The 21,664-nt window shown below is 38.3% G+C and carries 24 protein-coding genes; 4 read left to right on the forward strand and 20 right to left on the reverse strand.

Annotated elements, in window-relative coordinates; genetic code table 11:
- Positions 1 to 15: 15 nt before the first annotated feature.
- The 7 genes from grpE to gpr all read right to left on the reverse strand — a co-directional run bounded on the left by grpE (position 16) and on the right by gpr (position 8,284).
- Complete coding sequence (gene grpE, locus CYJ36_RS08785) at positions 16 to 522, reverse strand: nucleotide exchange factor GrpE (RefSeq protein WP_257962445.1); 507 nt, start codon at positions 520 to 522, stop codon at positions 16 to 18.
- Between the two features lie 176 nt (positions 523 to 698).
- Positions 699 to 1,727, reverse strand: coding sequence for a heat-inducible transcriptional repressor HrcA (gene hrcA, locus CYJ36_RS08790; protein ID WP_101566872.1), 1,029 nt, complete (start codon positions 1,725 to 1,727; stop codon positions 699 to 701).
- Positions 1,728 to 1,854: 127 nt separating this feature from the next.
- Entirely contained in the window at positions 1,855 to 3,021 is a 1,167-nt protein-coding gene (gene hemW / locus CYJ36_RS08795; RefSeq protein ID WP_101566874.1) for a radical SAM family heme chaperone HemW, read from the reverse strand.
- Between the two features lie 99 nt (positions 3,022 to 3,120).
- Positions 3,121 to 4,947, reverse strand: coding sequence for a translation elongation factor 4 (gene lepA, locus CYJ36_RS08800; RefSeq protein ID WP_101566877.1), 1,827 nt, complete (start codon positions 4,945 to 4,947; stop codon positions 3,121 to 3,123).
- A gap of 508 nt (positions 4,948 to 5,455) precedes the next feature.
- Positions 5,456 to 5,794, reverse strand: a complete 339-nt coding sequence (locus CYJ36_RS08805; RefSeq protein ID WP_257962430.1) for a YqxA family protein — start codon at positions 5,792 to 5,794, stop codon at positions 5,456 to 5,458.
- Between the two features lie 107 nt (positions 5,795 to 5,901).
- Positions 5,902 to 7,101: a stage II sporulation protein P gene (gene spoIIP, locus CYJ36_RS08810; protein ID WP_101566881.1), complete on the reverse strand. Its 1,200-nt coding sequence runs from the start codon at positions 7,099 to 7,101 to the stop codon at positions 5,902 to 5,904.
- A 64-nt stretch (positions 7,102 to 7,165) separates the two neighbouring features.
- Positions 7,166 to 8,284, reverse strand: a complete 1,119-nt coding sequence (gene gpr, locus CYJ36_RS08815; protein ID WP_101566883.1) for a GPR endopeptidase — start codon at positions 8,282 to 8,284, stop codon at positions 7,166 to 7,168.
- Positions 8,285 to 8,494: 210 nt separating this feature from the next.
- Here gpr and rpsT point away from each other — a divergent pair, with 210 nt between their 5' ends.
- The gene (rpsT, locus tag CYJ36_RS08820; RefSeq protein WP_101566885.1) at positions 8,495 to 8,761 is read left to right on the forward strand and encodes a 30S ribosomal protein S20; all 267 of its coding nucleotides are present in this window, start codon (positions 8,495 to 8,497) and stop codon (positions 8,759 to 8,761) included.
- A 96-nt stretch (positions 8,762 to 8,857) separates the two neighbouring features.
- Here the strand turns inward: rpsT and holA are convergent, their stop codons facing one another.
- Positions 8,858 to 9,874, reverse strand: a complete 1,017-nt coding sequence (gene holA / locus CYJ36_RS08825; RefSeq protein WP_101567144.1) for a DNA polymerase III subunit delta — start codon at positions 9,872 to 9,874, stop codon at positions 8,858 to 8,860.
- A gap of 302 nt (positions 9,875 to 10,176) precedes the next feature.
- Here holA and CYJ36_RS08830 point away from each other — a divergent pair, with 302 nt between their 5' ends.
- The gene (locus CYJ36_RS08830; RefSeq protein ID WP_101566887.1) at positions 10,177 to 10,311 is read left to right on the forward strand and encodes a YqzM family protein; all 135 of its coding nucleotides are present in this window, start codon (positions 10,177 to 10,179) and stop codon (positions 10,309 to 10,311) included.
- A 99-nt stretch (positions 10,312 to 10,410) separates the two neighbouring features.
- Here CYJ36_RS08830 and CYJ36_RS08835 read toward each other — a convergent pair whose 3' ends face one another.
- The 3 genes from CYJ36_RS08835 to CYJ36_RS08845 form a co-directional block, all read right to left on the reverse strand.
- Positions 10,411 to 12,744 (reverse strand): DNA internalization-related competence protein ComEC/Rec2, encoded by a 2,334-nt coding sequence (locus CYJ36_RS08835; protein ID WP_101566889.1) that lies wholly within the window; start codon positions 12,742 to 12,744, stop codon positions 10,411 to 10,413.
- Between the two features lie 7 nt (positions 12,745 to 12,751).
- Positions 12,752 to 13,306 (reverse strand): ComE operon protein 2, encoded by a 555-nt coding sequence (locus tag CYJ36_RS08840; RefSeq protein WP_101566891.1) that lies wholly within the window; start codon positions 13,304 to 13,306, stop codon positions 12,752 to 12,754.
- Positions 13,307 to 13,376: 70 nt separating this feature from the next.
- The gene (locus CYJ36_RS08845; protein ID WP_180850192.1) at positions 13,377 to 14,006 is read right to left on the reverse strand and encodes a helix-hairpin-helix domain-containing protein; all 630 of its coding nucleotides are present in this window, start codon (positions 14,004 to 14,006) and stop codon (positions 13,377 to 13,379) included.
- 83 nt (positions 14,007 to 14,089) lie between these two features.
- On the opposite strand from CYJ36_RS08845, the gene comER reads away from it, so the two are divergent.
- Positions 14,090 to 14,914 (forward strand): late competence protein ComER, encoded by an 825-nt coding sequence (gene comER, locus CYJ36_RS08850; protein ID WP_101566895.1) that lies wholly within the window; start codon positions 14,090 to 14,092, stop codon positions 14,912 to 14,914.
- 226 nt (positions 14,915 to 15,140) lie between these two features.
- Here comER and CYJ36_RS08855 read toward each other — a convergent pair whose 3' ends face one another.
- The 8 genes from CYJ36_RS08855 to CYJ36_RS08890 are packed head-to-tail and all read right to left on the reverse strand — an operon-like array spanning position 15,141 to position 20,152.
- A complete protein-coding gene (locus CYJ36_RS08855) occupies positions 15,141 to 15,881 on the reverse strand; it encodes a class I SAM-dependent DNA methyltransferase (RefSeq protein WP_101566897.1) in 741 nt (246 codons plus the stop codon).
- Positions 15,878 to 16,234, reverse strand: coding sequence for a ribosome silencing factor (gene rsfS / locus CYJ36_RS08860; RefSeq protein ID WP_101566899.1), 357 nt, complete (start codon positions 16,232 to 16,234; stop codon positions 15,878 to 15,880). Before rsfS ends, CYJ36_RS08855 begins: the two co-directional genes overlap by 4 nt.
- Positions 16,231 to 16,809 (reverse strand): bis(5'-nucleosyl)-tetraphosphatase (symmetrical) YqeK, encoded by a 579-nt coding sequence (yqeK, locus tag CYJ36_RS08865; RefSeq protein WP_101566901.1) that lies wholly within the window; start codon positions 16,807 to 16,809, stop codon positions 16,231 to 16,233. The genes rsfS and yqeK overlap by 4 nt, the downstream gene beginning before the upstream one ends.
- On the reverse strand, positions 16,799 to 17,368 hold the full coding sequence (locus CYJ36_RS08870; protein WP_101566903.1) for a nicotinate-nucleotide adenylyltransferase: 570 nt from the start codon (positions 17,366 to 17,368) through the stop codon (positions 16,799 to 16,801). Before CYJ36_RS08870 ends, yqeK begins: the two co-directional genes overlap by 11 nt.
- Positions 17,369 to 17,384: 16 nt before the next feature.
- Positions 17,385 to 17,678 (reverse strand): ribosome assembly RNA-binding protein YhbY, encoded by a 294-nt coding sequence (gene yhbY, locus CYJ36_RS08875; protein ID WP_101566905.1) that lies wholly within the window; start codon positions 17,676 to 17,678, stop codon positions 17,385 to 17,387.
- A complete protein-coding gene (gene aroE / locus CYJ36_RS08880; protein ID WP_101566907.1) occupies positions 17,672 to 18,514 on the reverse strand; it encodes a shikimate dehydrogenase in 843 nt (280 codons plus the stop codon). Before aroE ends, yhbY begins: the two co-directional genes overlap by 7 nt.
- 16 nt (positions 18,515 to 18,530) lie before the next feature.
- Positions 18,531 to 19,634, reverse strand: coding sequence for a ribosome biogenesis GTPase YqeH (gene yqeH, locus CYJ36_RS08885; RefSeq protein WP_224768228.1), 1,104 nt, complete (start codon positions 19,632 to 19,634; stop codon positions 18,531 to 18,533).
- A gap of 2 nt (positions 19,635 to 19,636) precedes the next feature.
- Positions 19,637 to 20,152 (reverse strand): YqeG family HAD IIIA-type phosphatase, encoded by a 516-nt coding sequence (locus CYJ36_RS08890; protein ID WP_101566910.1) that lies wholly within the window; start codon positions 20,150 to 20,152, stop codon positions 19,637 to 19,639.
- 387 nt (positions 20,153 to 20,539) lie between these two features.
- Between CYJ36_RS08890 and CYJ36_RS08895 the strand changes: the two genes are divergently transcribed.
- Complete coding sequence (locus CYJ36_RS08895; RefSeq protein ID WP_101566911.1) at positions 20,540 to 20,680, forward strand: sporulation histidine kinase inhibitor Sda; 141 nt, start codon at positions 20,540 to 20,542, stop codon at positions 20,678 to 20,680.
- Positions 20,681 to 20,796: 116 nt separating this feature from the next.
- Here CYJ36_RS08895 and CYJ36_RS08900 read toward each other — a convergent pair whose 3' ends face one another.
- Entirely contained in the window at positions 20,797 to 21,591 is a 795-nt protein-coding gene (locus CYJ36_RS08900; protein WP_101566912.1) for a phosphatidylserine decarboxylase, read from the reverse strand.
- Positions 21,592 to 21,664 lie beyond the last annotated feature (73 nt).

A 21,664-nucleotide genomic window follows, 5' to 3' on the forward strand; every position in this document is an offset into this window, starting at 1 on the left:
CTCCTAATATGTAAGTTATTGATTCACTTTAACCATTGCTGGTCTGATAATGCGGTCTTTCAATTTGTAGCCTTTTTGGAATTCTTCAATGACAATATTGGATTCAAAATTATCATCTTCTACCTGCATGACTGCCTGATGAAGATGCGGGTCAAACGGCTGGCCTTCTGCTTGAATCGCTTCAATTCCTTCATTTTGCAGAGCCTGCAACAGCTGGCGATAAACCATATCCATCCCCTGTAATAAGGATTGTGTTTTTTCATCATCTGTATCTATTTTTAACGCTCTTTCAAAATTATCGAGAGCTGGCAGTATTTCGGTAATCAAATTTTGAGAACGATACTTTTGGGCAGCCTCAAGATCAAGACGGGCTCTTCTTCTGAAGTTATCTAAATCTGCCTGTACACGGTACATGCGATTTTCTGATTCGTTAAGCTTTGCTTCAAGCTCTTCAATCTTCGCTTTTGCTTCAGACAGCTCATCCATTTCTTGTGCTTCTTCCGCCTCTTCTTCATGAATCATTGTTTCCTCTTCTTGATTCTTCAATGACTCTTCTTCAGAAACTGCCTCATTTTCTTTTAGGCTTTCTTTTGCGTCGTTAGTCAATTTCTTTCACCTCCCTTAAAGTGCAAGCATGTTAAGTCCATGGTAAGGGAGTGGAAACACAGTTCCACTCTCCTTCAATATGGACAATGTTCCTATGTGTGATACAGATTCGTTATAGCTTTTGACAGATCTTTTGTTACAATCTGCAGCAGACTGATAACGCGGGAGTATTCCATTCTAGTCGGCCCCAGGACGGCAATCCGTCCTATTTGTTTATTATCAACAGAGTATGTCGCTGTTATCAGGCTGCAATTTTCCATGGCAATGTTTTGATTTTCTTTTCCGATTTTAATCGTAATGCCGGAATCATAGGCCTGCAGAATATTGTATAATTCATGCTCTTCTTCAATCATCGTTAAAAGTGTTCTGACACGGGCTATATCATTGAATTCAGGCTGGCTTAACATATTTGTTTTACCGCCAAAATAGATTTTTTCATTAGGACTCATTGTAAATGTTCCTGAAAGCACTTTAATGATGGAATCATAATTTTGAATGTGATTCCTCAATAAGTTTACAATTTCTTTGTATATTTTGTCATGTAATTCGACAATCGGCACATTAAATAGCCGCTCATTTAATATATTAACCATTTTTTCGATATCCTGAGGATCAATTGAACCCGGGAAAGAAATGGTTCTGTTTTCAACATGACCTGTATTCGTAACTATAATTGCAACAGCAGTATCTTCGCTGATTGGGACAATCTGAATTCTCTTCAGCCGGTTTTCATTTACTTTAGGTCCTAAAATAATCGATGTGTAATTTGTTAAATCTGAAAGAATTTGAGCAGATTTCTGCACAACTTTTTCCAGTTCAAATATACGCTCTGCAAATACAGATTTTATTGTAACAACATCCATATTAGTAAGCTTTTGAGGTGCCAGTAAATGATCGACGTAGTAGCGGTATCCTTTTTCAGAAGGGACCCTTCCCGATGAACTGTGCGTCTTTTCAATAAAACCCATTTCTTCAAGATCTGCCATTTCATTGCGGATCGTCGCTGAACTGAATGTAATCGATTCCTTCTTCGAAAGAGTTCTTGATCCGACGGGCTGTGCAGATTGAATAAAATCATCAACAATGACCTGCAATATTAAAAGCTGACGATCTGTTAACATTATCATCACCTCTGTTAGCACTCTATCAGTGCGAGTGCTAAATCTATAATAAAAAGTATCAAAACAAACGATAAATGTCAATTATTAAGATAAATAAAAACGAAAAGACGGATGCCTTTTCGCCATTTTATTCTTTGCTTTCCGCTTCTTCTGGAATAACGCCGATAAATGCTTGAAAGACCTCATTGCCAAGCAGCTTTCCTTTGTGTGTGAGCTTAACGGAATCGTTTTGTTCAATTAGCAGCTCTCTTTCAGCTTGCTGCTTTATTTGCATTCCAAACACACTTTCAAGTGAGATGCCGAATTTTTTTCCAAATTGACTTTTGCATACACCAGATGATTTGCGCAAACCGAGGAAGAGTTCTTCTTCCATCTTTTCTGCACGTGACACTGTATGCTCGTTGGTATAAGGAAATCCTGATTCCTCGATCATTCCCATATATTTTTTTAATGGGCCTGCATTAGCACGGCGGACATCTCCTATATAGCTGTGCGCTCCTGCTCCAATTCCGTAATATTCTTCATTATTCCAATACGTAAGGTTATGTTTGCTTTCATAGCCAGGAAGAGCAAAATTGCTGATCTCGTATTGATGAAAGCCATGGCATTCCATTTTTTCCATCAGCAGTTCATACATAGCAGCTTCTTCTTCCTGAGGAGGAAGAGTCAGTCTTCCTTTAGACATTAAGTTATAAAAAACCGTTTTTGGTTCAACGATTAAGGAGTATGAAGAATAGTGCTGGACGTTCAGCTCAAAAGCTATATCAAGTGATTCTTTAAAATCACTCAGTGTTTGACCTGGAAGACCATACATTAAATCAATGCTGATATTATCAAAACCAGCTTTTTCAGCAGTTTCAATGCTCTTTAGCACATCAGCTTTCCGATGGGTTCTTCCAATCCTTTGCAGCAGATCATCATTAAAAGTCTGGACGCCAAAACTTAAACGATTCACGCCTAATTCGCGCATAATCTTTAGTTTTTCATACGAAAGATCTCCAGGGTTTGCTTCTACTGCATATTCATGTATAGAAGGCAGAGGATTAAATTCAGTATTGATTGCCAGCAAGAGCTTTTCCATCTGCTTTTCATTTAGTGCGGTAGGAGTGCCTCCTCCGATGAAGATCGTTGTCAACTCATCTGCAGGGTATTTTTTGATTGTATTTTTCATTTCCTTTTGCATGCTGTCCAAATATTCATCCACTGGCTGATTTTTCAAGAAAACCTTATTAAAATCACAATAATGACAAATTTGTTCACAGAAAGGAATGTGAAAATATGCAGCTTGTACCATTCGTTTTCACCTACTAATAAAGAAGCCGCAGTACATCGACTGCGGCAAATGTTTTTTATTACGTTATCATATTTAATACGATATTAAAAATAAAAAGATTTAATTGTCATCCATTTTGAGGACTGCCATAAATGCTTCCTGCGGAACTTCAACTGATCCGACTGTCTTCATCCGTTTCTTACCTTCTTTTTGTTTTTCAAGAAGTTTACGCTTACGGGAGATATCTCCTCCATAGCATTTAGCAAGAACGTTTTTACGCATGGCTTTGATTGTTGAACGGGCAACGACCTTTTGTCCGATTGCTGCCTGAATCGGCACCTCAAATTGCTGACGCGGAATCAGTTCCTTTAATTTTTCTACAATGATTTTCCCGCGATCATAAGCAGAATCTTTATGGACAATAAATGACAGTGCATCAATTTTTTCATTATTCAGAAGAATATCCATTTTAACAAGCTTGGATTCTTTATAGCCAATTAATTCATAATCAAAAGAAGCATACCCTTTTGTATTGGATTTTAATTGATCGAAGAAATCATATACGATTTCAGATAAAGGCAGTTCATAAATGATGCTTACCCGGTTTTCATCTAAATACTGCATATCAATAAAATTGCCGCGCTTGTTCTGACAAAGCTCCATAACAGCGCCGACATAATCGTTTGGCACCATAATCGTTGCTTTAACATACGGCTCTTCAATACGGTCAATTTTTTGAGGGTCCGGCAGATTAGAAGGATTATCAATGCGTATGTCAGTTCCATCTGTCATGAAGACATTGTATATAACACTAGGAGCTGTCGTAATTAAATCGATTTTAAATTCACGCTCAATCCGTTCCTGAATAATCTCCATATGAAGCAACCCAAGGAATCCGCAGCGGAAACCGAAACCTAAAGCTTGTGATGTTTCAGGCTCAAATTGCAGAGCTGAGTCGTTAAGCTCCAGTTTTTCCAATGCCTCGCGAAGGTCATTGTATTTTGCGGTGTCGATTGGATATAAACCGCAATAAACCATTGGATTTAATTTACGATAGCCAGGCAGTGCCTCTGCCGCACTGTTTTTAGCATCCGTTATCGTGTCACCAACCCGGGTATCTCCAACATTTTTAATGGCAGCCGTTAAAAAGCCAACATCTCCAACATTCAATTCATCAAGCAAAAGAGCTTTAGGAGTGAAAACGCCGACCTCTGTTACTTCAAACTCTTTGCCTGTAGCCATCATTTTGATCTTCTGACCAACCTTAACTGACCCTTCTACAACCCGAATATATGCGACTACACCACGATATGGATCATATAAAGAGTCGAAAATCAGTGCTTTTAGCGGCGCTTCAGGATCACCTTGAGGCGCAGGAACTTTTTCAACAACCTGCTCTAATATTTCTTCAATTCCGATGCCAGCTTTAGCGGAGGCTAAAACAGCTTCTGACGCATCAAGTCCGATAACATCTTCAATCTCTTGACGCACACGTTCAGGATCAGCGCTCGGCAGATCTATTTTGTTGATGATAGGCAGAATTTCAAGGTCATTATCAAGTGCTAAATAAACATTTGCAAGTGTTTGAGCCTCTATGCCTTGTGCAGCATCAACAACAAGAACCGCACCCTCACATGCAGCCAAACTGCGGGAAACCTCGTATGTAAAGTCGACATGTCCCGGTGTATCAATCAAATGAAAGACGTATTCTTCCCCATCTTTTGCTTTATATTTCAGCTGAACAGCATTTAATTTAATTGTAATTCCGCGTTCTCTCTCAAGATCCATTGAGTCAAGAAGCTGATTTTTCATTTCTCTTTGTGTTAACGCTGACGTTTTTTCGAGTATTCGATCGGCAAGCGTTGATTTTCCGTGGTCAATATGGGCAATGATTGAGAAATTTCGTATTTTGGATTGCCTTTTTAATTTATCTTCTTTATTCTTCATAATCGTTCTATCACTCCTACTAAACTGGCCAATGCACTAAATTTAATTATATCAATAGGGGTTATAACATTCAACAAGAAAAGCGGGGGCGGCTTGGTCAGCTCGCGAAGGAAATAGGAATTTCACAGCAAAGGCATGCTTTTTCGCCTTTTATGGGAATTGTCTTTACACAGCAAGCCAGGCGCCGCTGCTGAACAACAAGAAAAGGAAAGACCCCTTACTTGATGTCTGAATTAACCGAAAATGTCCATTAAATAATAAGGCTGTTTTCGCATTGATTGTTGTTTTTGGTTATTAATTCTACCCGTGGATTTCCGCTGCAGGCACTTGCTTTCCGCGGGGAGGAATGGGAGCCTCTATCTCCCGCAGGAGTCAAGTGCCTTCCGCTACAATCAACTAAACGTTTTATCCATTTTTTTCTAAAGCAACAGAATTTACGAAAGAGCCAATAATAAAAAGGAAGCCGTTTGCATGAATGACTTCCTTTTTAGCATATTCAATTTATTTTTTATTGAAACAGGCTTTCCGCTATATCAGCAAATAAAGTTATCATGCCTGTTATAACAGCACTCACAAGAGAAGCGAGTTTTTTGCCCATTTGTGAGAAGAAGTTGAATGCTTCCATTTCTTCAAGTTTATTTTGTTTTTCCTCCAAATTATGGCTTACTCCTAACACGGAGGCTTCAAGCTCGCCTGATGAATCATTTTTCACTTCAAAAGCGCTGCTCAAGTCTGGATCCTGATAGCCTTTCATTTTTACAAGCCCCTCGTTGGCATGCTGCATGCCCAAAAGAACCCCAACCAGCAATACCGAGCATAAAACAAAGCACTTCAGCGTGAATTTCATCATCATACTCCCTCAAATCTTCATACTTTTATAAACTAAGCTCATTTAAATCTATAAGCGATTAAAAAAACAACCTTTGACTTCTCCGAAATCTATGTGAATACAAATTACTTCTTTTCAGTTTCTTGGGCAGCATCGACTTTCTCAGCCTGCCAGTAATAATCACTGAATATGTCTGCTACTGCATCAGCTGTTCTGTATAGCTCCTCAAGGTTGTTGTCAACACCGCCAAATTCGATCAGCATGGCGTTATTGTTTAAATCTTGATTATATAAACTATTTGAACCTTCACTATTCTTTAATAGTACACCTCTGCTCATACCTGGATATTTCTTTTCACTTATCTTATGAAGCTCAGTGGCCATTTTTATATTTTGATCGTGTGAAGGATTTTTGCCTCCAATAATAAAGGCAATTTTTGCGTATTTTTCACCTTTAATGTCAGTCGTAGTGACATTATATCTCATAGAGTCACGGTGAATATCAATAATATACTCAAGGTCTTTGTTGCTGGTCATGGCTGTTTCAACTGTTTGACGGGACATTGAATAAGACTGTGAGTATTTCCATCCTTTTTCATTTAATTTTTTCATAAAGTTTGTTTTATCAACATTTGATCCAATTCCTTTTTCCTGAAGGGACTTCCCAAGTCTATCGCCTACCAATGTAACATTTGCTTCAGAGTGATGTGCTCTGTTTGGTTCCGTTACTCCCTTTAGCAAAGGCAAATAGGACTCTGTTGTATGTGTATGATAGATATAGACAATTTTGCGGTCTCCTGTGGAAGCGATTGGAGGTTCTACAGAATTCTCAGGCTGTTTATTCAAATCATTTAAATCTGCAATAGATGCTTCACGTTCTTCTAAAAGCACTTCCGTTGGAGGGGGTGATTCAATCGGCATTGTTGTATAGTTTGTTCCTTCTCCAGCTACAAGAATTTCCGTGTCAAACAATGTAAAACCCGGAAGCTCTCTGCCAAGCAAACTTCTCGGATCTTGCGGGTTTATACTTGTTGCTGCCTTAAAAAAAATAGAAGAAATACTTGGCGGTTTCGCTTCTTCCGCCAGATCCTGAATAAAATATCGATTCTCGAAACCGAGCAAATGAATAAATGACTGACCTGATATTCCTTTTGTTAAGTCGTTGATAGATTTAGATGAAATCTGATACTCAGGCTTTAAGGAAGTCAATGCTCCCGATAGTAAAAATATGAGCATGAATCCGATAAAGCTGAGAACGAATCCTTTTTTTATGCTTGTCCCATTTAAGGTGACGATTATACCGCGATTATTGCGAGTCCGCTTCATCATATTCCTCCTTCAAAGCTTGCCTGCTTAACTATATGCGCAAGCCTGAAGAAGTAGAACAGAGTTAATGTGTATAAGACCTTGCGTTGCTGCTGTCCACTTGTCTATGAAGAGCTTCATTGAGTCCATTGGCAACGACATTTGCCATATCTTCGATAAAGGTATCCACTTCTTTAGGTGTAACCATTAAATTATGGCCAAGCGGCGAAAGCACTTCATGAATCAGCCTTCTTTTTTCATCATCTTCAAGTGTTCCAACAATCCCCAAAAACTGCTGTCTATGTTCATTTGATGGCAAATCCTCATCTGACAGCACTCTTTTTTCTCCAAACGTCATTCCCGCTGGTGTAAGAGACTTCGATGGCCGATCTCCTTCTTTCATTTCTCTTCCGAAATGCTTTAAGATAAAATCAATCGTGTCACTTGTAATGGACACCGCATCAACAACAGTTGGAATGCCAAGTGCAATAACAGGTATTCCCAAAGTCTCCATGCTTAATTCTTTTCGTTTATTGCCAACTCCTGATCCAGGATGGATGCCCGTATCTGAAAATTGGATCGTCGTATTTACACGTTCAATGGATCTTGCAGCTAGCGCGTCGATCGCAATTACAAAATCCGGTTTTGTTTTTTCAATAATACCCGTAATGATATCGCTCGTTTCAATGCCTGTAATCCCCATAACTCCTGGGGAAATTGCACTGACAGGTCTGAAGCCTTCTTGAACGTTCTCAGGCTGAAGCTGAAAAAGATGACGGGTGACTAGCAGATTTTCAACGACTATCGGTCCAAGTGAATCCGGCGTTACATTCCAGTTTCCTAATCCAACAACTAGACAGCTGGCATCTTTTGTAATCTTCAACATTTCCATAAATCGGCTGAATTCTTTTGCGAAAACATCGACAACCTTGTTTTGCAGGTCTGTATCCTTCTGGCGAATCCCCTGAACTTCAAGCGTTAAATAATTTCCAGGCTTCTTTCCAGTAAGATCTGCCCCTTGCTGTGTGATTTGCAAAGAAGTAATTTTCACACCGTCTTCATCACGTTCTTTTACGATCACACCTTCAATATCAGATGATTTAGTCTCTTGTTCATTTGTTTTTGATTCAGCTGCCAAATCCCTTGCTTCAATGGCTAAATCTGTCCGCACGGAATACATGCTTAAATCTAAAGGTTCTTTCATCGTCTTGACCTCCTAAGCTGCAAAATGATACTTATTCTTTATTTTTGCCGTATTTTCCTGGTTTCATTCTTCACAAGTACAGGTGCGATATAAATTCCTTTACAATTATATTGCAATCTATATGCCCGTTTGATAAAATATCACTTGTTCTTATTATTAATGAAACGACGAGTATAATAGATCTCGAATGCTTTTTAGGAGGTGAAACGAATGCCAAACATCAAATCTGCTATCAAACGTACAAAAACTAACGCTGAGCGCAATGCACACAATGTTACAATCAAATCAGCAATGCGTACTGCTATTAAAAGAGTAGAAGCTCTAGTTGTAAACAACGATTCTGACAATGCAAAAGCTGCACTAGCTGTAGCTTCTAAAAGAATTGATAAAGCTGCTCAAAGTGGTTTAATCCACAAAAACGCTGCAGCTCGTTACAAATCTCGTTTAACGAAATCTGTAAACGGTCTTTCTGCTTAATTGAAAAAAGATCCTCTTCCCGTGAAGAGGATCTTTTTTATTGGCCCTTTTTAAGACGATGATGCAGTAGATGAAAATTTTACGAAAACAGCTTATTTATTTAAATAATTTCAGTAAAAACAATTCAATAGCCAATTGTTTGTCCATTCTCCCGGTCTTCATATCATAATCAGCATCTGCAAGCTGATTCATAATCTGCGTCAATTCTACGCTTTGAAAAAGCTGCGCCTGCTGCATTGCGAGCTTGACCCTAAAAGGATGCACTTTAAGATTCCCGGCAATTTGCTGCTGTCCATATCCTAGAACAGACAGTTCTTTTACTTGAAGAATCAGTCTGAACTGATTGATCAGCAAAGATAAAATCTTAATGGGTTCCTCATTTGCTTTCAGCAAATCATAAAAGATCTGCATGGCCCTCGTCCGGTCTTTTTTTATTACCTTCTCAATCAGTTCAAATATATTTTGCTCAAGTGTTCTTGAAACGAGCGTTGAAACCGTTTCTTCTGTTATGACTCCGTTTTCCCCGGCATATGTACTTAATTTCATTAATTCTTGTGAAATTGCCATTAAATTTCCCGCTGACAGAATATAAAGCTGATCTCTTGCTGATTCTTGAAGCGTGATTGCATGTGCTCCCGCAAGAACATTCATCCACTTTTTCGTTTCATGCTCCGAAAATCCGTTCATCTCAACAACTTCAGTCATTTTCTTGACAGCTTTTGTGACTTTTTTCCGTTCGTCGAGTTTTTCATATGGAGCCACGATGACCAAAATCGTGTATGGCGCAGGGCTTTTAAGATATTCCTCCAGCTTATCAACGCGGTGTTCGATTTTTTCTTTTTTCTTTTCACTCGTTAAAAAATGAGGGTTTTTAAGGATAACGACTCTTTTTTCACCTAAAAAAGGCAATGTTTCAGCATCTTCAATCGCTGATTCTAATGCCGTTTCAGATAAATCATATTGTGCCAGGTTAAAATCCATTTCTTCTTTATGCAGGGCAGCGTCAATAATCAGCTGCAAGGTTTCCTGTATGAGATAAGATTCTTTCCCAAGCAGCAAATATGCAGGCATAAGCTGTTTATTTTTAATGTTGTTCCAAACGTTAAGTATCATTTCATCACCTAGTTCCAATCATTCTTTCCTAATCGTATCGGTCCTTTGGTCTTTTAGCAAGTGAAGATTGTTTTTGAACAAAGTGAAGAGGGAACGGACTATGCCAGTTCCCTGATTTATATTAACGCTTTCGCACATGCCCCAGGTTACATCTGCAAAAAAGCGATCGTTATCTGTACTTATATTTTTAACGTGGGGAAGAGATTCTATATGTGTAAAGTGTTGTCAAATGTCTGATTGGAAAATGATAGATTTTTTTGTTTTTTTGGCTTATACTATAAGGCATATAGGAGGGGTAAATTGTGAATGAATTTGAGAAGAATGTACAAAGCAAACGCAACGATGCAGTAGACTCTGGTGTAGGATTTATTGCTTCATTTGGCTTTTTTGCCACTATATTTATTTTAGCTACTGTTATTAAGTTAATCGGTTCTTGATAACCCTTACATAGAGACTGCATATGCAGTCTCTTTTTTCATCGGCTCTTTAAAAAACATGAAATCATTAATTCAATATCATTTTAGTAAAGCGGCTTTTCATTTATCTGATACACTATCGTATGGAGGCTGCACCGAAAACGTTCCACTATTCCCTTTAAATTTATACGTAACCGCTCCATCCATATTTGTTTGAAATATTTTCACCCGATACTTATTCAGCAAGTCAATGACTTCATCATGCGGATGATTGTACCGGTTGTTCTCTCCTGCTGAAATAAGCGCAATTTTCGGCTTCAGCTGCTTTAAAAATTGATCTGAAGTAGAACCTTTGCTCCCATGGTGGCCTACTTTTAATACATCTGCCCTTAATTCTTTATACTTTTCAAGAATCCGTTTTTCCCCATCGTGTTCCAGATCACCTGTAAAGAGCCATTTCAATCCTCCTACCTTTGTAAAAATAACTAGAGAATCGTCATTTTTGCTTTCTGATAATTCAATTGGTGATAAGATTTCCATTTTAAAAAAAGGATCATTCACCACATCCCCGCTTTTTAACACCGTAATCCTTGTCCCCTTTAGTCTCGCTTTATCGATTATTTCCTCCTCAAATTCACCTCTTAAAAACCCAAAGGGCACCATCATTTCTTTCACACGTATTTCTTCAAGGAGCTTGACGGCTTCTCCAGCATGGTCAGCATCCCCATGAGTCAATATCAATTTATCCAGTGTTCTTTTACCTTTTGATTTTAAAAAGGGAATTGTAATATCTTTTGCGATTGAAAAATGTTTGCTTTTTTCTTTCCAAGCATCCTGATTAAACGTAAGCAGTCCGCCTGTATCAATTAAATATGTACCTTGATTATGCGGCGCAGAAAGGTAAATGGAGTCTCCTTGCCCTACATCAAGCATAATAACTTCACCTTCTTGCACAAGCAGTTCAGACTCATGCTGGAAAAGGAGCAGTACAATCATTAAAGAAATCAAAAGCTGAGCATCTCTCAACTGATAGGATTTTTCATACACAATAAATATCAGGCATAAGACGACGGTGAAAAGAAATAAAAACAAAAAGGAGGGTTTGCCAAAAATCAGCATAAAGGAAGGCTTACTGTTGAAAAACAGAACGAATTCATTGCTTACCTGCAGCAGAAAGTCAACAAGTGAAACGAGCAATGACCCGAGTGAAGGAAAAATGATTCTTATGAAAACAGCTGCTAATGAGAGCGGAAGAACGACAATGGAATAGAAAGGAACAAAAAGGATATTCATCGGCAGGCTCAGCAGTGATAGCTGGTAAAAGCTATACAGGATGATCGGGAGAGATGCAAGCTGGGAGGCGATCGAAACGGCTAACAGCTGATAAAATCGGTTATGAATTTTAGAAAATGCTTGTGCTGACAATATTAATGTGAGGCTTACAGCAAAGGATAATTGAAATCCCACTCCAAATAAGGAATAAGGGTCAGCAAACAATAATACTAGAAATGTGATGGAAATAACATCAATTGACGAGAGCTTTAATTTCATTTGCTTTGTTAAGAGGTAAAGCATGCTCATCCCAACTGCCCGCAGGACTGAGGGGGCTGCACCGGCGATTACTCCATAAATAGGCAATAGAAACAGTAAAAGAAGTCTTGCTTTTTCATGAGTCATTCCTGACCTGATCAAGATATAATAAATCCCGGCAACTAAGATGCCCACCTGCAAACCGGAGATTGCCAGTAAATGAACGATGCCAATCTCTTGATAAGCATCATTAATGTCATCTGAAATTTGTGACCGCTCTCCATACAGCAGAGCTTGGACGATACCCTCAGACTGCTCTGGAAACACATCTGAAATAAATAAAATCCCCTTTTGTCTGAATGATTTTATTTTTTCTAGAAGCGTTTTTTCACCTATCCGGCAGTTCTCTATTAAATCTGCTTCGAATACCCAATGTATACGCTTGTACTTAAGATAATCCGCATAATCAAAAGCATTAGGATTCGTATCATGTTTAGGCCGCTTTAACTCTCCCTTAAACGTGCAAAGAGTGTTGAACTGCAAATGTTTAAACTTCATTTTTTCTTGTTCTGTTTCAAAATAGTACACAGCAGATATATCTTCTTGGTTAACATTTAGTCCTATTTTCATTTGATTGCCATCCATTTTAGGAAAATCAGTTACTTTGCCTTGAAAGGTAATCGGTCCCTCCTTAAATTGAGTAGCATTGCTGTTATCTACTTCATGGAAATGGAGTAAGAAAAAACCAGAAACGGCAAAACAGCCTAACAATAGAATTGTTTTTTTGTGAAAAACAAAGAATGAGATAAAGATGAGGATTAAAAAGAAGACAATTGGATGGTAGGGGAATTTTGCAGCAGCAACAGCTAAACCGGCTGCTGCCGCAAAATAGATGAGCTTTCCTTGATAGCTTATTTGATTCATCGCTAAATTATTCGTTGCTTTTAAACAGCTTATCTGCTTTTTCTATAAGCTTGTTCCGGTCAGCTTCGTTTACTTCATCTAGTTTTTCAAGCAGTTCACCTATGAACTTTCTCTGCTCTGCAGCGAGAGGATCCTCATTCCGCTCGACTTGCTCTACGTGAACTCCTGCTTGTTCAAATAATTCGATCGCGTATGGATGATTTTTGTAGCATGCAGCATAATAGACTTTTTTAATCCCGCTTTGGATCAGAGCCTTGCAGCATTGCAGGCAGGGAAAATGAGTGACGTAAATTTCCGCTTCGCTTGTTGGAACGCCAAACTTTGCACATTGCAATAAAGCATTCATTTCAGCATGTATGGTTCTGACACAATGGCCGTCAATTACATAGCATCCCTCATCAATACAATGAACGCCTCCAGCAATTGAACCGTTATATCCGCCTGCAATAATCCTTTTGTCCCTAACAATTGTTGCTCCTACTGCCAGGCGTGTACATGTGCTTCTGAGTGCAAGCAAATGACTTTGCGCCATAAAATACTGGTTCCAAGAAATTCTGTTCATGTTATCCCCCATTAGTTGAAATTGCTTTAATCTTCTTCTAGTGTATCGATTCATTGAAAAGCTCGTCAATTCATTTTACAGAAATACTGTCTTTTAATTTTTCGAATGATTTATCTCCTATCCCTGATACATTTAATAAATCTTCAATCGTCTTAAATTCTCCTGATTCTTCTCTGTAAGAGAGGATGGCTTCAGCTTTTGCAGGTCCAATCCCTTCTAAAGTCTGCAGCTCTTCTAATGTGGCTTTATTAAGATTAACTTTCCCTTCTTTTTTTGTGGTTCCTACCGGGGAAGGCTGCTGAACAATCTCACTATCCGCTTCTCCCTGTTTCGGCAGATAAACAATCATGCCATCTTCAAGCAATTGTGCCAGATTAATTTGTCCGGCATCAGCAGACTCTGTCAATCCTCCCGCTCTTTCAATGACATGGTGAAATCGCTCTCCAGCTTTCATTTCATATACACCAGGCGATTTGACCTCACCCTTTACATCAACAATTACGGTGCTGCTTTCTTCTATTGCAGCTGCATCAGGTTCATCTTCTTGAACAGATTCCCCTGCTAATAAAGGGTCTGCTTTTTCATTCATTGCTGATATCGGTTCATTAGTTTGTGAATTTTGATACATTTGAAAAATAAACAGAAATGCGGCAATTCCGAGTACTCCAGCTAGATATTTATATTTTTTTAGAATTTCCATACATAACTCCTTCGCGGGATTCATATTTTTTCATTATTTTTCATAAAGTGTAGGAGAAAGAAAGTAAAGGAGGGGATGAAACATTGAACGCAGGTTTTATTGGTACAGGGAACATGGGGAAAATATTAATTGAATCGTTTATTGAATCGAATGTACTTAAGCCCTCAGCTATCCATATAACAAATCGAACCTTTGAAAAAGCAGCTGCTTTAAAGAAAGAATATCCAAAAATAAACCTGTATTTATCGCCTGAAGAAATCGCTCGACAAGCCGAGCTTATTTTTATATGTGTTAAGCCGCTTGACATTCACCCCCTGTTGGTCAAATTATCACCCTATTTGCGAAAAGATCAATGCATCATTTCCATAACCAGTCCCATAAATGTTGAACAGCTCCAGTCCATCGTTGATTGCCAAGTAGCCCGTGCCATTCCAAGCATTACAAATCGTGCCTTATCAGGTGTATCTTTATTGACTTACGGGAATTGCAGCCCATCAGCAAAAAAGAAAATCGAAGAATTATTTCAGGCTATTTCCAAACCCTTTATTATTGAAGATTCTATAACAAGAGTATCGTCTGATATTGTCAGCTGCGGTCCTGCTTTTTTCAGCTATCTTCTGCAAAGATTTATTGATGCAGCAGTCCGGGAAACGGAAATTACAAAAAATCAGGCAATCCAGTTAACTAGCGAAATGGTGATCGGACTCGGAAACTTATTAGAGAGTGAGTTATACACGCTTCCTGCCTTGCAGGAAAAGGTATGTGTAAAAGGCGGAGTAACCGGTGAAGGCATTAAAGTAATGGAAGCTGAGATAGGAGAGATGTTTGAACATTTATTTCAGCGAACACATAGAAAATACGATGAAGATTTAAGAGAAGTAAAGGAGCAGTTCGAAAGATATGAGTGATAAAAAGAGTAATTCTGCAGATCTTTTAAAAATCCTTCCATATATAAAAAAACCATCGAAAATTTTTTCGATGGTTTTTTACTAAGAGATAAGAAGTATAAATTTTTGCGCTTTGATGGCGAGCGGAATCGCCCAACAGAACAAATCCGCAGGAAAAGTCAAACCCGGACTTTTCCTGCGGATTCTTATCTGTCATGCCTGCGCTAAACGGGCGCTTGCGCATTTCTTATTTTGCAGCAACAAAAAAGATCCTCTCTGCATCATGCTCTGGAGTCTGCCTTTTAAAATCAGCGCTGATTTCTTTTATATCGAAGCCAGCTTCAGTCAGCATCTCTTCATACTGGTTTACCGGATATGTTCTTTGAACATGGTATTCGTCAAAGCGGTCATAGAGTTCTCCGCGTTTTACGAAGAAAGACAAATCGTGTTCAATGCTGTTTGGCTCCTCACCAAGAAAACTGTTCCAAATATAACTCACATCTTCGCCATTCTCAGCAAACGTAGCTTCAGCGAAGATTTCATTTATTTTATATAATGAGTGCACATCAAAAACGAGGATACCGCCTGGTACAAGCTGCTTATAAGCAGCGGTTAATGCAGCTCTCACATCTTCCTCTGTTTCGAGATAATTTAAGGAATCACAGCATATGAAAATACCGTCAAATGTCTGGGCCAGCTCGTCAAGCGATCTCATATCCTGCTGAAAATAAGGAATGCTCAAACCATGTTCAGCAGTCTTCTGAAATGCAATTGAAAGCATTTCTTCACTAATATCAATTCCAGTGACATCATAGCCTTTTTGTTTAAGTCTTATTGAAATTTCACCAGTTCCGCAGCCTAAATCAAGCACTTTTATACCGCCATTTCCGAAAGTGCCCATTCTTTCATGAAGAAATTCTGTCCAGAGCTCATAAGGAGCTTCCTTCATTAATTCATCATAAATTGCGGCAAATCCTTTATAGATCATTGAGAAATAACGCTCTCCAATTTTTCTGAAGGAGCATCTCCCCAAAGTTTTTCAAGCTTGTAATAATTCCGTTCATCTTTATGAAAGACGTGTGCAACCACATCACCCATATCAATCAGAATCCAGCGTGCTTCGTCAAAGCCTTCTAATCGTTTTATTTCAATGCCGTTTAGAGCAGCCTGATCTTTCATTTCTCTTGCAATTGCCTGAACCTGTTTATCAGAATTTCCGTGGCAAATTAAGAAGTAATCTGCAATTAGTGAGATACCTTCCATTTTTAATGCTACGATATCTTCGCCTCTTTTATCATCTGCCGCTTTCGCTGCGATTGCTAATGTTTCTTTACCAGTCAATGCGCTGTTCCTCCTTTTTCTTCAAAAATCAAGTAATTATAAGATTGCAGTGTTTCAGGATAAATTGCTTGATTTTTATTAAGCAAAAATAAAATTGTATTTTTCATAGATACGATCAGTGCCTTATTTAAATCACTTTTTGCTAGTTCTCTCACTTCATTTGCACCTGGAAAGATTCTCCCTGGTTCTATATAATCCGCTACATAAATGACTTTATCCAGCAAGGTCATACTTTCTCTTCCAGATGTATGGTATCTGATGGCGTCTAAAATTTCCGCATCATGAATACCAGCCTCTTTTTCAACAAGATAAGCGCCTACTGGAGCATGCCACAGTTCAGGACTGTGAAACAGCAAATCCTTACTCATATTTTGTTCGATAATGATCTGTTTCATTTCATTTTTGCTTCGGAATTTCGCATAATCATGAAAAATGGCTGCCGTTTCAGCTTTCTTCGGATCAGCACCATACAATTGAGCAAGTTCTATAGCCGTTTCCATCACACCCAACGTGTGCTGATACCTGTGTTCTGTTAATTGATCCTTCACTAGTGACAATGCTTTTTCACGTTCCATATAAATGATTCTCCTCAATATAGCCCCTCACTTCTGCAGGCAATAAATAATCAGTTGTCTGACCAAATTTCATCCGTTCTCTCAGCATAGTAGATGAGACTTCGAAAATTGGCACGTTTACTTCGATTATCGGATATTCTGTATCTGCATCATAACCTGCCCGCTGCACTCCCACAAACTGAACGAGATCAATTAGTTCTTCAATTTTGTGCCATTTCGGCAAGAACTCAATCATATCTGCTCCAATAATAAAATAGAACCGAAAGTCCGGAAATTGGTTCTTTAATAATACAATCGTATCATATGTGTATGAAGGACCTTTTCTTTCAAATTCAATGCTTTGCACTTTAAACTGAGGATGATTCTCTACACATATTTGGAGCATATGAAGTCTATGGAAGCTATCCATCGTATCCTTCGATTGCTTATGGGGCGGTATTTGATTTGGCATAAACCAAATTTCATCAAGATGAAGAGAATGGTACACTTCATTTGCCATTAATAAGTGTCCGTTATGAGGGGGATCAAATGTTCCTCCAAAAATCCCAATCTTCTTCATCAACCCACCTCCTATTTTATCTCGGCAGCTTAATTTCTTTATTTTCTTTAGACTCTTTATATAAAACAATTGTGTTTCCTATTACCTGCACAAGCTCAGCTTTAGCACCTTTAGAAAGGTTTTCAGCTACTGAATCGCGATCTTCCTCACAATTCTGAAGCACACTCACCTTAATCAGTTCTCTTGCTTCCAGAACATCAGCGATTTGCTTAATCATATTCTCATTAACCCCGCCTTTGCCTACTTGAAAAATCGGGTTTAAATGATGTGCTTCTGCACGTAAAAATCGTTTTTGTTTACCTGTTAACATGTAAATCCTCCTAATTGTTCGTAAACTAAATGACTCATTCTGGCTGTATCCGGCGTTTCTCCAGTCCATATTTGAAAGGCGAGAGCTGCTTGATGAACAAACATTCCTACTCCATCCAATGTTTGTGCTCCTTCCAGTTCAGCAGCCTTTAATAGAGCCGTTTTCACTGGATTATAGACGATATCGCTTACGATTGAGCCTTTTTTCAATCCTGTTGCTTCAATTGGCTTTTGCAGACTATTTGGATGCATGCCAATCGCAGTGGTTTGAATGATTACATCATATTTTGAAAGGCCAGATTCTGCTTCGGATAAAGACAGAACAATTCCTTCACCTTTAACCGGGCATTCCTTCATTAATTGTTCTGCTTTTTCCTTTGTTCGATTGGCAAGATCAATCATTGAACACCCTTCAGCTGCGAGCGTGAAATAAATGGCTCTTGCAGCGCCGCCAGCACCAATAATTAAATACCTCTGCTCATGCAGAGGCTTTTTCATCAGAGGCAGGAGTGACTGCAAATAACCTTTTCCATCTGTATTATATCCTATCAGACAGCCGTCTTTATTAATTACCGTATTTACTGCACCGATCAGCTCAGCACTTTTATCAAGTTTGTCTAAAAACGGAATAATCGCAGCTTTATGAGGAATGGTGACATTAAAGCCTGCAATTCCTAAAGCTTTTATTCCATCAACAGCCGCTTTCAGCTCATTTTTTTCTACATGAAAAGCATGATAGCGTGCATTCATCTTTTTCCGTTCAAAAGCATCATTGTGAATAAGCGGTGACATTGAATGACCGACAGGACAGCCAATCAGACCATAAACTGTATCCATACAAGTCTCCCCCCAGTTAAATTAGTGATGGCCGTAATGTGACATTAACACCTTTAGGAGCGTATGCTGTAACTTTTTTATCCCCTTCGTTTACTGTCACCCATCCGAGTCCTGAAAAAACAATATCGGTCTTATCTTGCCGGATTGTAAATTCATGAGGAATCATTTCTGGAAACTCGTCCAATTGATCACGTCTTGGAGGTGTCAGCATGTCACCAGCATGCTTTTCATACAGATCATCTGCGTTTTCCTGCTTTGTCCGATGAATAGTCAAATCAGCAGGCAAATAGCAAGTCAGCGAAGTTCTGCCCCCGTTTAAATAATCTAAACGCGCAAGGCCGCCAAAAAATAAAGTTTGCATTTCATTTAATTGAAATACCTTCGGCTTAACTTCCTTTTTAGGAGATAATATTTTCAGATCCTTCTTGTCAACAAAATGAGCCATTTGGTGATGGTTGATAATTCCTGGAGTGTCGTATAATGAGGAGCCATCATCAAGCGGAATTTCAATTAAATCAAGTGTGGTTCCGGGAAAATGAGAGGTTGTAATAACATCTTTTTCTCCAGATACCTCTTTAATAATCCGATTTATAAAAGTAGATTTCCCAACATTCGTACAGCCGACAACATAAACATCCTGGCCATCCCGGTATTGTTCGATTGCTTCTGTTACTTCAGGAATCCCCTGCCCTCTTGCTGAACTGATCAGAAAAACATCCACAGGGTTCAATCCAAATTCTTTTGCTTCCCGCTTCATCCAGTTGATTAATTTTTGCTTTTTCACTGATTTCGGCAATATATCTGCTTTATTCCCAACGAGTAAAATGGGATTTCCTCCAACAAACCGCTGAAGTCCAGTTAACCAGCTGCCATTAAAGTCAAAGATGTCTACGATTTTGACAACAAGAGCATCGGTATCCCCAATTCCATGCAAAATCTTCAAGAAATCTTCATCTGTTAACGAGACATCCTGAATTTCATTATAATTTTTCAAGCGAAAACAACGCTGGCATATGATTACTTCTTTTTCTCGGGCACTTTCTGGTGCATATCCTAATTCCTCTGGATTTTCCGTTTGAATCTTAACACCACAGCCGATGCAAACATATTGTTCTTCCAATTTTAATCCTCCCACTGAAGCATCCCTTTTCTTTTGAGGGCTGCCAAAATTCTTCGTTCAATTTTCCGGTTAAGTCTTGTCACGAATCCATCCGTGGAAGCTACTGGAACAACAAGAATGGTGTGAAAACCATTACGGTTTCCTCCTAGGACATCGGTTAACAGCTGGTCACCAATAACTACCACATCTTTTTTATTCAGATTCATATTTTTCACTGCACGTCTGAATGCTTTGCCCATTGGCTTTCTTGCTTTATAGATAAAAGGTATATTTAGCGGATCTGAAAAAGATCTCACACGTTTTTCTACATTATTTGAAACAATCGTTACAGCGATTCCGTGGTCTTTCACATCTTTAAACCATTCAATCAGTCTAGGAGTTGCGCTTGGACGGTCCCATTCCACAAGCGTGTTATCCAAATCTGTAATAATCCCCTTCACTCCGCGTTCTTTCAATGCAATAGGAGAAATTTCAAATATATTTTTTACATATTCACCGGGCAGGAATAGTTTTAACATTTAATAAACACCTCATCGGACATTTTTTTGCCAAATTACATCATATCTGATTTTAACCGTTCTTTCAAAAGAAACTTGACAAGAGAACCTTTTTGCATCACTTTTTCAATAAATTTTTCGACAAAAAATGTAAATTTTCAACACTGTGGATAAAATTATACACATTATACACTCATATGAATTCCTCTACTAATGAAATTATAAACAAGATATTAACAAGTTATCCACCAGTGTCTGTGGATAAGAGAACGATTGTTCTAATTTTTAATTCATGTTAGATTAAACCTACTAGCAGAAAATAACATATTAGTATATGCATGGTGTTAACAAATAGAACACCTTATTTATTTTATACAGGAGGTGCAAGCCGGCTATACGGCAAAACTGATGCGTAAACTTTCTGATGAATTATTGATTGAATCGTATTTTAAAGCAACAGAGATGAACTTAAGCGAAGATTTTATTGAATTGATAAGAGTTGAAATTAAGCGCCGTTCTTTAAATCACGTTTTAAAAGCTTCTTCCTAGCTTCTAAAACGTGATGGTTCCCTTTTTAGGCTTATTATCTGTGTTCACTTGTAAGTGGTGTATTCGTTCATTAATATTCTAAAAAAAACGTGAATAAGTTTAACTGCGGGAAACATTTATGCGAACACAGCCTTTTTAAATGCCACGATTTCTCCAGCCTTTATTTCCTTCCTAAGTGCTACATGATCCGAAAAAACAATTTTATCTTTCTCAAATAGCAGAACAACTGTCGATCCGAATGAAAAATACGCAAGCTCTTCCCCTTTTTGCACCTTTTCATTAGAATGGGTTATTTCAATCGTATTTATAAACATCGCGCCCACTTTAACTACAGCAACGTAATTTTCGTCCTTTTCCATCACTTCTGTTATTGTCCGGTAATTTTTAGATAATGGAGCTTTTCCATATGTTAATCCCAGTTTATTAACCGGATAAGATGTACTTCCGAGTTCAAACTGTTTCGAAACGATTCCGGAGACTGGACTGTGAATCCGATGATAATGACTTGGGCTTAAATAGAGTACAATAAAGGAACCATCCAAATATTTCTCAGCGAGGTCAGCATCTCCTAGCATTTCTTGAATCGAATACGACTGATTTTTCACAAAAATCTCCTGATTTAATGAAATTTCCCCGAACTGTTCAATCATTGCATCGACTGGGCTAATGATGGTATTTTGTTTATCATCAAACGTTCTAGTGCCTTCCTTTAACCCCCGGACAAAGAAATCATGCAATGAAGAATAAGATTTTAATGGATTTTCTGCTTCTTTCACATTTACTTGATAAATTTTTGCATATGACGGAACAATAAAACGGCTCAATGATGATTTTGCAAACTTCATAATTAGTTTTGAAACAAGCAAAAAGTTTGTCAATTCGATAAAATTCTGGTATAGTTTCTTTCTCAATTTTGTCCTCCAAAAAAATTACTTTACTACATTAAAATTGATGCATAGAATGATAGTAGGCCTTTAGGTCATT

The sequence above is a fragment of the Bacillus sp. UMB0893 genome, from assembly GCF_002858905.1.
Classification (GTDB): domain Bacteria; phylum Bacillota; class Bacilli; order Bacillales; family Bacillaceae; genus Bacillus_P.